Origin of the sequence: Caldicellulosiruptor naganoensis (assembly GCF_026914285.1) — a bacterium.
Taxonomy (GTDB): domain Bacteria; phylum Bacillota; class Thermoanaerobacteria; order Caldicellulosiruptorales; family Caldicellulosiruptoraceae; genus Caldicellulosiruptor; species Caldicellulosiruptor naganoensis.
In genome coordinates, this window is record NZ_CP113864.1 from 2,294,175 (window position 1) to 2,307,377 (window position 13,203).

At 37.7% G+C, this 13,203-nt stretch carries 9 protein-coding genes and 1 pseudogene; 1 reads left to right on the forward strand and 9 read right to left on the reverse strand.

The annotated features are described in order from the left end of the window. Positions 1-18: 18 nt before the first annotated feature. The 4 genes and pseudogenes from OTJ99_RS11465 to OTJ99_RS11480 form a co-directional block, all read right to left on the reverse strand. The gene (locus OTJ99_RS11465; RefSeq protein WP_045166145.1) at positions 19-696 is read right to left on the reverse strand and encodes an ABC transporter ATP-binding protein; all 678 of its coding nucleotides are present in this window, start codon (positions 694-696) and stop codon (positions 19-21) included. A gap of 25 nt (positions 697-721) precedes the next feature. Next, a complete protein-coding gene (locus OTJ99_RS11470; RefSeq protein ID WP_235374925.1) occupies positions 722-2,200 on the reverse strand; it encodes an HlyD family efflux transporter periplasmic adaptor subunit in 1,479 nt (492 codons plus the stop codon). A gap of 41 nt (positions 2,201-2,241) precedes the next feature. Continuing rightward, entirely contained in the window at positions 2,242-2,724 is a 483-nt protein-coding gene (locus tag OTJ99_RS12905; protein WP_235374924.1) for an efflux RND transporter periplasmic adaptor subunit, read from the reverse strand. A 34-nt stretch (positions 2,725-2,758) separates the two neighbouring features. Then, positions 2,759-3,579, reverse strand: a pseudogene (locus OTJ99_RS11480) (hypothetical protein). 377 nt (positions 3,580-3,956) lie between these two features. On the opposite strand from OTJ99_RS11480, the gene OTJ99_RS11485 reads away from it, so the two are divergent. Beyond that, positions 3,957-4,775, forward strand: coding sequence for an NPCBM/NEW2 domain-containing protein (locus OTJ99_RS11485; RefSeq protein ID WP_045166144.1), 819 nt, complete (start codon positions 3,957-3,959; stop codon positions 4,773-4,775). Positions 4,776-4,847: 72 nt separating this feature from the next. Here the strand turns inward: OTJ99_RS11485 and OTJ99_RS11490 are convergent, their stop codons facing one another. From OTJ99_RS11490 to OTJ99_RS11510, 5 genes are all read right to left on the reverse strand, one after another. Continuing rightward, positions 4,848-7,901 carry an S-layer homology domain-containing protein gene (locus OTJ99_RS11490; protein WP_045166143.1) on the reverse strand — a complete coding sequence of 1,018 codons (3,054 nt, stop codon included), beginning with the start codon at positions 7,899-7,901 and terminating at the stop codon, positions 4,848-4,850. A 180-nt stretch (positions 7,902-8,081) separates the two neighbouring features. Then, a complete protein-coding gene (locus OTJ99_RS11495; protein ID WP_045166142.1) occupies positions 8,082-10,223 on the reverse strand; it encodes a methyl-accepting chemotaxis protein in 2,142 nt (713 codons plus the stop codon). A gap of 231 nt (positions 10,224-10,454) precedes the next feature. Beyond that, positions 10,455-11,615, reverse strand: a complete 1,161-nt coding sequence (locus tag OTJ99_RS11500) for an ABC transporter substrate-binding protein (protein WP_045166404.1) — start codon at positions 11,613-11,615, stop codon at positions 10,455-10,457. Positions 11,616-11,802: 187 nt separating this feature from the next. Then, positions 11,803-12,828 carry a type II TA system antitoxin MqsA family protein gene (locus tag OTJ99_RS11505; RefSeq protein ID WP_235374922.1) on the reverse strand — a complete coding sequence of 342 codons (1,026 nt, stop codon included), beginning with the start codon at positions 12,826-12,828 and terminating at the stop codon, positions 11,803-11,805. After that, entirely contained in the window at positions 12,818-13,186 is a 369-nt protein-coding gene (locus OTJ99_RS11510) for a type II toxin-antitoxin system MqsR family toxin (protein WP_307735281.1), read from the reverse strand. The genes OTJ99_RS11505 and OTJ99_RS11510 overlap by 11 nt, the downstream gene beginning before the upstream one ends. Positions 13,187-13,203: the final 17 nt, after the last annotated feature.

Here is a 13,203-nt window from a genome sequence, read left to right on the forward strand (position 1 = left end):
AGCAAACTGCGCCACCTGTCAGCTCACCTCCTTGTCCTCAATTATTTGACCATCCTGAATCCGCACAATTCTTCTTGCCTGAGCTGCTAAGTTGTTGTCGTGTGTAATTAAAACAATTGTACTACCCTGTGCATGAAGTTCCTTAAATATTTGCATTATTTCAGCACCTGACTTTGAGTCCAAGTTTCCTGTTGGCTCATCAGCAAGAATTATTGCTGGGTTTGTAACAAGCGCCCTTGCAATTGCAACTCTCTGCTGCTGACCGCCAGATAGCTCTCTTGGTCTGTGATGCATTCTATGTTCCAAGCCAACCCTTGCTAAGGCTTCTTTTGCAAGCTTGTGACGTGTTGATGCTGGAGTCCCTTTGTAGATTAAAGGTAGTTCAACATTTTCAAGAGCTGTGAGCTGTGGTATCAAGTTAAAGTTTTGAAACACAAAGCCTATCTTGCTGTTTCGAATCTCTGCAAGCTGGTTGTCGTTGAGCTTGCTTACTTCATGACCATCCAGTATGTACGTGCCAGATGTTGGTGTGTCAAGACAGCCTATGATGTTCATAAGAGTTGATTTTCCTGATCCGGAAGGTCCAACTATAGCCACAAACTCGTGAGGCTTGATTTTCAAGCTAACACCGTTTAAAGCATATACCTCATTCTCGCCCATCTTGTAGATTTTGTAAATATCATAAAGTTCAATCATAGCAAGCTTTCACCTTCTTTTTTTATTACCTGTTTGTGTTACTTCCCTGAGACCCAGATGACTGATTCCTTGTGCCGGTGCCACCTCGGTTTTGTCTGAACTGTCTGAACTCGCCTGGCATTCCACCACCTGGTCCGCCAAACCCGCCCATTATGTTAAATCCCTGCTGAGTTTGCGTCTGGGTGCTTGTTGAGCCTGTTGAAAGTGGTGGCAGAACAACTATATCTCCTTCGCTAAGGCCACTTACAATTTCAATGTATGAGTCATTGTTTATACCAACCTCAACAGGTCGCAAAACTGCGCCTTTGTAGTAACTGTTGTTAAGTAAACTTGCCATCCTTCTTGTTCGCAGCTGCGACGATGTACCTGTACCTTGACTATTTTGCGACCATGAACCTCTTGATTGGCTATTTCCTGTTTGTTGTGCGTTTTCTGTGCTGCTACCTCTTTGCTGCTGCCATCTTCTTGTAGAATTTTCAGAATTCTGGTTCGAACTCTGAGTCTGCTGGTTATTTCCAAAACCTCCCCGCGGGAAAAATCCGCCAGTTTGCTCTTGCTGAGAGCTATTTTGACTTGAGCTTTTTACAAACACAAAGTACCTGTTGCCGAATTTCTGGACAGTTTCAAGCGGCACCATCAAAATATCTTGTTTCTGGTTTACTATTATCTCAGCATTTGCGTTCATGCCAATCTTGAGGTTCTTGGGATTGTCAATTGAGATCGTAACAGAATATGTTGTGACGCCGTTCTGGGTTGTTCCCTCAAGCGGAATTTTGGATACTTTCCCTGTCAGCGGGTTTGTCTGTGTCTCTGATAGCGCATCAACTGTTATATTTACTTTTTGCCCTACTTTTATTTTAGCAATATCAAGCTCATCTATGTCAACCCTAAATACTAAATTTTTGTTATCAAATACAGTTGCAAGTACCTCTCCCGCTTTTATGTTATCGCCTTTCTTGAAGTTTATATTGGTCACAACACCGTCAAACGGAGCTTTAATGTAGTAGTTTTCCAAGTTATCTTCTGCATCCTTTAGCTGGTCCTGCAAGTTTTTAAGCTGTGTCTGGTAATTCTTGAGCTGTTTTGACAGGTCATCGTTTGAAAGTTTTAAAAGCACAGCTCCTTTTTCAACAAACTGGTTGTTTCTTGCTAAAATCTCTTCAACCTCACCATCAACCTTTGCCTTGACATTTTCCTTGTCTACACACTCCAAGGTTGCATCCTGCGTGCTAAGATATACTTCAGCTCCTACCTTTATCTCAGCACTTGCCTTCATACCTTCCTGCAGAGCGCCGGGGTTTGAGATTGTGATCTCAACATCAAAAACTTTGCCACCGCAGTCATTTGTGTAAGTTGTGTTCCCAAGATAGCTTACTGTGCCCTGGGTTGACTGGGAAATGTCAGGAATGTAAACAACTGCTGGCGCACCTATCTTGACCTTGCCGAAAAGCGCTGCTGAAAATGGTAATGTAACTTTCAGCTTTGATGTATCAATTATTGTCAAAACGGTTGAACCTTTTGAAACCCTGTCTCCTTCTTGAGCATTCAGATTTTTTTAACATACCCTGAAATGGGTGCGGTGACAACAAGGTTTTTGATGCTCTCCTGAACATCTGCAATTGAGGAGTTCACATCGTCAATCTGACTCTTAATTGAATCAATCTTGTCCTTTGCATCCTGGCTTTCAAGCTCAAATATTACATCCCCTTTTTTGACAGAATCCCCGTCTTTGAAAAATACATTTGTGATGGTTGAGCTCACAGTTGATGTGAGATCAACGCTCTGGGCAGACTCAATCGGGCCTGAACCGGTGACACTAACGGTTATATCGCCACGCGTCACTCTTGCAGTCCTCTGCTGAACAGTTTGATTTTGATTTTTTCTTCCCTGGACAAACCTGTATATTCCAAACCCTGCTCCTGCTAAAATTGCGATAATTACTATGGATATTATGACCCTCTTTAAAGCTTTGCTTTTTAAACTGAACTTAAACTTTGGAGTTTTTAGCGGTTTTACTTTCTCTGCCATATGCACACCCTTCCTTTCACACTTTTCTGCTTTTTTACTTTGAACTGCTCTGGCTGTATGTTCCAATCACCATAATCCTTTTTGCAGTTGTTTTTTTACTGTCAGAATACCAGATGTACACTATGTTGTTTGCTTTCAAATCCTTGACAGTCAGCTTCTTTTCTGTCATCTGACCATTTTGAAATGTTCTTGTAACAATCACTGTCGACTTTGAAATTGCTATTGTCTTTGTCTGGCTTGATAGCTTTAGATTCATCATGACTCTGCCAAATCCACCTTGCGGTACTTGAAAAGCCATTCTTTGCTGAGGTTGACTGTTTTATGTGTTTTGCCTTGGCTGTGGTCTTTGTATTGTTGCAACTGTGATGGTTATTCTGCTTGACTCAACTTTTTTTATAATACCAATTAACTCCGGCGTCTGATATGGGTCGTATGTGCCCTGTACAAGAATTTTTGAGATGGTTTTCTTTTTGCTATCTGCATACCAGATGTGCAGGATGTTGTTTGCCTTTAAGTCCTTTGTGGATAGCTTCTTCTCTGTTATCTGACCATTTTGAAATGCTCTTGTTACGATTGATGTTTTGTTTGAAACAGTAATTGTCTGTGTTTTGCTTGTCAGCTCAATTCTACCTCTTCCAAATCCTCTGTCATTGCTTTGAGAAGAGATCTTTGCGATGTAGATTGTGATTTTACTGCCAGAGATACTTTTTGCAACGCCAATTAAATTGGCTGGGAATTTTGAGCACTGTTCGATTGGGCATATGATATATTCCATGGTAAGATCAACACTGCAATTATAAAAGTCAATATTAACATATGGGACATATAAGCTTTTAGGCTTATTAGCATTCTCATTTTTTTATTTGCGCCTCTTTCTGTGAAAATTTTCCTCTTTAAATATGTTAGCAGTAGTTTGTGAATAAATTTTTAAATTTTTATAAACAAATTTTAATGAAATGTTAAAATTGTGAAATGCGGGAAAATAAAAAAGCATTTCTATTATGCTTATTATTTTCTATGAATTGTCAGCTAATTATCACATGAAAACTTTTTTGAAAACAAGCTCTCTCAACACTATTTGCTAATGCTAAGATATAAATATTTGCAAATAAATTTTGTTTTTTTGTAGTACAATAAAAAATTCTCATTTATATTGAGATTTTTTTGGAACTCAAGTATATTTATTATAGTAAGTTCTCTATAAATACCAATTAGAGAGGTGATGATTTTCTATGAAGAGGCGATTTCTTTTCTTTTTGTCAGTTCTTCTACTTTGGACAGCTGCTGGTCTTGCAGCAGCCAAGCCAGACTATAAGCAGCTTTATGAAAAACTGTTGAAACAGTACAATAGTTTAAAGACTGAAAACGCAAACCTTAAAAAGCAAATTTCTTCACTTCAAAATCAAGTAAAATTGTTAAACCAAAAAGTTGCAAGCTTGCCTAAGGAATATGAATATGATCTTGTTAAAGATGATGTGACTATTTCAGAAAAACTTCCATTTATCAGCTATAAAGGACGAAGATATGTCCACTTTGATTCAATTATTACTACTTTTTTATGCATTACTAATAAAGACTATGTATTCGATGTTCAAGAAAAGAAGGTTAAAATATTATCATCTTTTAAGAAAAAAGAAGGAACGTGGCTTACTGATCTTAAACCAACACATTTAGGTATGTTCTCCTCCTTTGGCTTTAACGACGAAAATATAACTGTCAATTATCAAAAGTTCTTCAAAAATATCTGGTGGAAGCACTGGACAAACGGGGCCCAGTTTAGCCTTACGTACAAGATTGAGGGAAAATATAAGAAATTTAGCTGCTGGCTTGGCATAGCAGATTGTTCTACCAACGGTTCAAAAGGTGTAGTCAGAATTTTGGGCGATGACAGGCTTTTAGGCGAGTATAAGCTTGAATTGAACAGAAAGCCAACGTTAGCAGAAATAAATGTTGAAGGAATAAATGCCTTAACACTACAATTTGAAAGAACAATTGCTAATGACTTAGGTGATACTTATATTTGTATTGGCGACCCGCTTTTGGTTCCTTAAATCTTGATGAATGATAAACAAAATAAAAGAGGGTGAGAATCAATCTCACCCTCTTTTATTTTAGCTTTATTATTATTTCCATGTTCCACTCACACTTGTTTGTGCAAGTTCATTACCCGGATTAGCCATATCTTTTACTCTTCTTTCGGCTTCATAAGCCGGTACATAGTCTACCTTAATTGCGCTGTATCTCTTGTCACCACTGAACTTGAATACTATATTGTCGGAGTTAACAGCAATGCCTGCATCAGGATTTGTTATTGCTCCACCAATATATACCTTGAACTGGTCAAGAACATATGTTGCATTTACAACAGTCTGTTCACTGAATTTAACTGTAACAGTTGTAACACTATATGTCGCATCGTATACGGCTTCAACTGCAGTGATAGTTGGTGCAATCTTATCACTTGCAGTCATTGGTCCTACTGCACTGCCATTATTAATTGATCTTCCAAGCAGGTCTTTTGTAATTGAATTAGCCTTGATAGTTACAGTCACAGCATTTCCATCTTTCCTCGCATCAGCACCAATTGCAGTTGCAAGGTTCAAAACAACAGCTTTGCTACCTGCATCCCATGTCGCATAAAGAACTCCTATTGTATTTGTCCCTGCTTTGACTTCAAAATCACCTGTGTAAAGTGTATATTCATTGATATTGCCAGTCAAGAATACTTTCAACTGTGTTGTTGAAACAGCCTGAATTCCATTTGTTGAGTCAATTGTAACAACTGCTGAATTGGAATCTACAAAGTTAGTAGCACTTTTTGCAATCGCAACTGTTGCCTTATTGCCATTTGTATCTGCGACACCTATTATCTGCAGATATGTCATATTAGCAAAATCAGTATCTTTAATTACTAGTTTTACTGTCTTACCATTTGCCAACAAGGTCGCAGTTGCACTGTTGAAATCTTTTAGTGCATAGGTGCTATCCAGATACTTATAATTTGTAGCTGTATTAGCACTTGCTGCATTCAATGTCTTATCAAATGTTATATAAAGTTCTGTTGTATCTCCTGAAGCATCATTGTATACTATTGGAGCAACTACCTGCGGTACAGTTGTATCAGATAATGTAGCCGTAACTGTCTGTGGCAAGCTTGCATTTTTAAGTGGTGTGAGGTCTTCAACGCCACTTACTTGAACTGTTACAATACCTGCTGGCAGAGCCGAAGCCAATACAACTTTCAATGTATTCTTAATTTGATTACCACTGCTGTCTGTATCCCAGGTAATATTACTTATAACTTTCTGGTTACCATCTTTGTCTTTCACAATAATCTTGTTGTCAGAAACATTAGGAACACGAACATCTTCGCTAAATGTTACCTTAACTGTAAAAGGATCTGGAACTGAAACTGATTTAACAGTTGGTCTTTCTGTGTCAATTGTTGGAACAACGTATTTTTCAAATTTTGCTGTCTGTCCAGCATAATCCTTAACTTCTATTGTAACCTTAACACCAGATACTGGTATACAAGTTGCCAACTCATCGCCAGAACTTATTGTTACAACGTTACCATCTATTGATGTGCCAGCTATAGTACCATTTGACAGCGACACACTTACAATGCTCTGTATAGCTTTGCTAAATTCAAGTTTAACCTGGCTAAGAGTTGCTGTGACATTCTTCAATTCAATAGGTGACTTGTCTTCTGCAACACTGAAGCTCATCGATGGATTTACTACAAGCAACCCAGCTATGTCTGTAACACCTGTAACACTCAATGTGTTATTACCAATATTCAAAGGAATGTAAAGATTCAAAATAATTACGTTCGGGTCTATAGAACTGTCTTCATTGAATCCCTTAACCTCTTTTACGATGTACATTCCGTTCAATGTATAGTTTGCAGGATTTGCATAGTTTTTAACTGGTTCACTAAACTCAACTCTAAGCTTCTGCGGGTTCTCAGCTGTAACCTTTACTATAGCCGGAGCTGTTCCATCTTGTACAGGGCCAATTTCTGTTGTATATGCCTCTTTCAGACCTAAACCTGTTTTGAGTGTAACTTTAACTTTGTCCTGGTTTGCTAAATCGTCTTTCAAAATCAGTGTAACCTTCTTCTTATCTTCGCTCAGTCGCACTGCACCAATTGACTTTGTTGCATCTCCAACCTTTATTTCATAGTTATTTGTATCAACAGCATAAACATCTTTTACATCTCTATTGAACGTTACAACAACTTGCTTCAAGTTTGGTACTTCAACTTTTGCAACTTGAAGCTGTACTGGCACTGCTACAAATGTCTTGCCTGTATCATTACCTTTGAAGTAAAGTTTGTAAGTAGCACCTTCTGTCTGAGCTTCTGTCTTTAATACAAGCTTTCCTGCTCCAAAGTCAGACGCCTGAGTGTCTATTAATGTTACAGCAACTGTCTTTGTCTCATCTTTTGCATCCTTAATCTCAAAGTCAAGAGGAATTACATCTCCTTCTTCAAGTGTCGCAGGCTCATTGTTAAGGTATGCATCAACATAAACCTCTATTGTGTCATTTGCAACTGCCTTAACATCCTTAACAACTACTGTCTTCTCTGGTGGGAAGAATGCATTTGCAAATGCTACTGCTGCTTGACCTCTGATTACAACGTCACCAATTCCAACTTCATCTTCAATTCCATTGAAGAAACCAAGTTCAAGAGCTTTTCTTACATAGTTGAGAGGCCATTTTCCTGGAGCTGGGCTTTCACCTTTTGCAGCAACAAGCATCTTGCAGAGCTCTTCAAATTTAACTTTTCTGTCTGGCTTGAATGTTCCATCTGGGTAGCCATTTACAATGCCGAGGTCTTTACCTGCCTCAACATATGCAAATGCCCAGTGGTCCTGTGTAACATCTGTGAATGACGGTTCAGCATAAACATAGTCGTTAACAACATCTTCTTGACCTGTTGCTCTGATAATCATTGCCAAGATCTCTGCTCTTGTAAGTTCCTTGTCAAGCATCAGGTCGCCTTGCTCATTACCTTTTAAAATGCCCTTTTCCTGGAGAATTTTTGCTGCCTGGTCATACACAGAACCTGTCTCTTCTGTTGTAGCTTCGTCCTGTGCAAACGCAGGCGCAATTATTGAGAGGGCAAAAAGCAATACTGTTACGATAGCGATAAGTCTTTTGAATTTTTTCATAACTACTCACCAAACCTCCTTGTATGATTTTTTGGTGATGAGGCTCTTGCTTTTTTGTAGCCTCATCACTTACAGCTAAAATTTTAACAACAGCATTTTAATAAGTCAATAGGGCTTTAGCATTTGTAACCAAACTGTAAAATTGGTGAAATAATTTTGCAAAAGCCTAAAAAGCTTTTTTTAAACCTTGAATATCTGCATAGCTGCCTGTAAATCTTGAGAAAGTTTGTTTAGCTGCTCTGTCATGGCTCGAAGTTCTTCTATTGCTGCAAGCTGTTCCTGTGTCGATGCAGAAACCTCTTGTGAAGATGCTGCTGTCTCCTCTGAAATAGCAGAGATATTTTCTATACTGTGAATAATAGTATCTTTTTCTTTATCAATTGCAGAAATTGACTCAGTAATATTCTCAATTCCTTTTATAAGCTCATCCATTGCGCTTTTTATGTTAGAAAATGCAGAAGCAACATCCTCCACAGCACTGTTTTGTTGATCAATGACATTTTCTACTTTATCCGCAACCTCTTGTGCAGCTTTTGTCTGAGCTACAATCTTCTTTATCATATCCTCAACTTCCCTTGTTGACTCTTTTGACTGGTCAGCAAGTTTTCTAATCTCGCTTGCAACAACTGCAAAACCACGTCCAGCTTCTCCTGCTTTTGCTGCCTCTATTGAGGCATTCAAAGCCAAAAGTTTGGTCTGTTCAGAAATTCCACTTAAAACCTGAATAATCTTCCCAATTGACCTTGAATACTCTGCAAGCTGATTGATTGTTTGAATCATTGTATCTGTAATGTGAACAGTCTCGTGAGTAACGTTGTTCAAGGTATTGACAACCTCTGTTCCCTTGTTTGAAAGCTGTGAAACGTTCGTTGAAAGGGTACTCATTTGTATTGCAGATGAAACAATCGTGTCAATTTTCTCGCCAAACTTAGAAACTGCCTCAACAACGCTTGTTGCTTCTTTTGCCTGATTTGCCGCACCTTCTGCAATTTCTTGAATTGCTTTTGCAACCTCGTTTGATGCAGCAGCTGTCTCGGAAGCAATTGTGGTAAGAGTTGAGATTGCAGAACTAACCTCTTTGCTAAGATTTACACCTTTTTCAATCAAGTCCTTTATGTTCTTTGTCATGTTGTTAAAGCTATGGGAAAGAAGGCCTATCTCGTCATCTCTTTTGATATCCAAAGTAACAGTCAAGTCTCCTTTTTCAGCAACAGCAAAGGTCTTTGTAACCCTTTCTAAGTCCCTGACAATCCTCAAAGCATAGTAAATACCTATCACAAGCGCGATTAATGTGAATAAAATTGTCAACACAACTATAATAAGCTCAAGCCTTCTTGCCGCTTCTACAAGTTGTGAAACAGGAATCATTCCAACAATAGTCCAGTTTGTATCAGGAACCTGTGAGTATGTAATCAAAAATTGCTTGCCGGCAAATTCAGTGTGAAAAGCACCATTTGTTTTTCCTGCTGCTTGTGATTGCAATATTTTCTTGACAAACTGAGTGTTTCTATCTGGTGTGAGTTTCATTGTATTTTCCCATTCAGTTGGCAATATTACGTTGCCTGAAGAACATAATGCCAGCATATATCCACCATTTTGGCTAATTTGTGTGTCTTGAAGAACATCGCTCATCCATTTTTTGCTAATATCAAGAAGCATAACTCCCAAAGTGTGATTTATTGCAATATCTTTAAACGGCATGCCTACTGAAAATGCATACTCAGGCATATTAGCATTATTTGCCTTTGCAACGCTATCAAACTCTTCAGTATGAGACTCTATTAAAATTGGTCCTCCAGCCTCCATTATCTTTTTATACCATGGTGTTTTCTTCAATTTTTCGTAGTTGATTTCAAATGGTAATGATGGATAATATAGAGAGTTCTCCTTGTCCACTATTATATAAATACCCGCAAACATATCATTAGCTACCAACAAATCTTGGACTACCTTATTAGCATCTGATATCAGCGTCATTTTTTGAAACTCATCCAATGTAGATTGCTTTGACTCAGAATAAAGTCTTTGAATAAGTTCGTTTGACATAAGTTGCATGCCATTGTCCTGTGCCGTTTTAAATGCAAGCTGGAAATAGCTTGCAGTTGAATTAGTCGCTGCAAGGTACGACTTTTTGCTTTCATTTAACACCGAATTTACAGCTGTAGAAATTGAAATTATGTCAATAACCAAAATCGGGATAACTAAAATAGCAAAAATTAAAAGAGCAAATTTTTTTGCAAGTCGTCCACCTTTAGCAAACAATCTTAATCTTTTAAATTTAAGATTTTGCTTTTTCTCCGTTTTTCCTTTCTCTCTTTTCACAAACGCTCCCACCCTTTTTCTAAAAAATGCTTTATTACTTTTGATTATACCTCAATTTACCTATGTGTACAATACAATCGAAAGGTTTTGACAAAATGTTCAAAAAATCTATTGGTTTTTGTTTGAATAAGCAATTACAGAACTATATTTCAAAACTAAAAGCCCCTCCCTTGATTTTCTGGAATGTCTCTATACAGGAGGGGCTTTAATAAATAGTTTTACACATATATCTTACGGATTTAACTTCTGTTTAAATCTGTACACGCCGTTTTTAATTTCAATTATCACTGCAGACTTCTTAGCATTGTGTTTTGAGTCAATTGAAATAATGCCTGTTAAGCCAACAAAGTTTTTAGTATTCTCAAGGGCTCTTCTCAGTTTTTCTCTGTCAGCTGTGGTACCTGCACGTTTTATTGCATCTGCCATAAAATATCCTACGTCATACCCAAGAGCTGAGAGGGCATTTGGTTCTATCTTGTATTTTTGCTTGTACTTCTTTACAAACTCTTGTACCCTCTTGTCTGTATCCTGTGATGAGTAGTGGGTTGAGAAAAAGATATTTGTTGCATATTTTTTTCCTGCCTTTTCAATAACTTTTGGATCATCAAACCCGTCTGTACCAAGAATTGGCATCCACATTCCAAGTTCTCTTGCCTGCTTGATTATAAGTCCTGCATCGTCATAGTAAACAGGTGTAAAGATAACATCTGGCTTTTTGTCCCTTATCTTTGTCAATATCCCATTAAAATTCTGTTCACCCTGCTGGAACGCTTCTTCTGCTACAACTTTACCGCCACCTTTTGTAAATGCCTCTTTAAAGTTCTTGTAAAGACCTTTGCTGTAATCAGACGCTGCATTGTAAAGAATTGCTGCTGTTTTTACCTTTAACGTCTTGAGTGCAAAGTTTGCCATAACACTTCCTTGGAACGAGTCATTAAAGCAGATTCTGAATACATACGCCTTTGTCTTGCCAGTTCTTTCATCAATTGTAACCGAATCATCTGTAGCAGTAGCTGACACAAGCGGCACTCTGTATCTTGTTGCGGCAATTGAAGCAGATTTTGTTGCACCTGATGTCACAGGGCTTAACATTGCCAAAACTTTCTCTTTTGTTGCAAGCCTTGTTGCAATATTTAGCGCTTCTGTCTTGTCAGATTTGTTATCAAACACAACAAGCTCTATTTTCTTTCCTAAAACTCCACCCTTTTTATTAATCTCTTCAACTGCCATCTTAAGTCCTTCTAAAGTCCTCTGTCCGTACTGTGCAACAGCACCAGACAACTCAAAATTAACTCCAAGCCTTACTGTTTTTGAGCTTGAAGCAAAAGCAAAGGCAAATAAACCTAAGATTAAAATGAAGGCAGATGCAATGATTAGAGCTTTTTGGAGCATAAACTTTCTCACGAAAAACCATCCTCCCGTCCTAACATATATTTTGCAGTATCAAAAAAGGGCAAAAGAAAACCTCACCAAAAGGCCACCTTTGCCCTTTTGTACATATCTTAATAATATGTGTTGAGAATATTTTAATAAAACAAACAAGTCTTGTCAATAAGAATATTAGAAACAGGAATCTATGTTATTTCTGTAGTGCTTGACTGTCTAAACTCACTGTCTTTGCGTACTCATATGAGATTAGTTCACGCAACGGAGTTTGCTGCCATCCAACTTCTTTGTGAGACAGCTCTGAAATAGCGCTGCACGTTTTATCTTTCAACGCATCAATGACCATATTAATGGTCTGCAATTCTTCTGAGGTAAATACTGATAGGTCGTAGTTGCCTTTGCTTTTAATCTTTGTTTGGATTGCCCCATCAGGAGTCTCATACTCCTCAACAGTGTATTTATCACTTGGGTATGCTGCTATTTCTTTGTATGCGAATTTTTCAATCACTGGCCCATAAGCATATTTGATGTATCTTAAGCCAGTTATTGAACGTAAACAACGTTTAAAGTGCATAAAATCAATATACCATAAAAACTTATTAAGACTGCTCAAATATAGATTTTCAACTTTTTCAGTAATGTAGCTTATCAAATTCTCCAGCTTTTCAAAGTCAAACCTTCTGAATCCATTGTAGATATCTTCTGGATGTTCAAGCTCTGCAGAGATAATTTTTTTCTTCAAATCAGCAAGAGAGTCTCTGATTTTCTCCATTGTTTTTTGATATGTTCTTTCAGTTATTCTCCCAGATTTAAGTGCTTCTTCCACTTTTTCTTTGAAAAACCCTTCAGATGTTAAAATCAGTTTAAGAATATCACTATGTGATTTAGAAGGTAAAGCTCCTCTTTCATACCTGTTTATTGTCATCTTGCCCCAGCCAAGTATCTGCCCCAGCTCTCTTTGAGAAAGTCCATATTTTTCTCTTATCTTCTGGATTTCTTCAGGGGTAATCAAGCCTGTCAACTCTCTATAGCGTTGATAGAGCCTTTTTAGATTTTCGTTTTCGATGTCTGGCACAAACAACTCAGTATCGCACTCACTGCAATGCGGAACATGTTCTTCAACATTGACTTGCACACCTTTATATTCTTTAACTAGATTTTTTTCAACTTTAATTTCAACATGCTTTTTACACTCCGGACAATATGCCCTATTCATCATTCTTTTTCACCCCCTTTTCTTGAGATTCATCCTCATGAAAAGAAATGCACACCACTTCTTCTGGTGGATTGTACCTTAGTTTTATGTATATACAAACATCCAGGTATCTGCTGTTTTTGAAAATCCAAATGTCACCTTCTTTACCATCAAGATGGTCTTGCTCTGGTCCTTTGACATAATCTCCTGGCTGAAGGTCCAACAATATGTCCTTTACATCGTCTATTAGCAAACCCCATTCTTTCAAGAATTTTATGTTTTTCTCTCTTTTGACAAAACCCCATTTCCCTGCTACTATTAGTTTTTTAATTTTGAGTAGATAACTTTTGATAACCTCTTCTTTTAGCTTTTCAATCTCAATCGCCCTCTTTCGTGCAA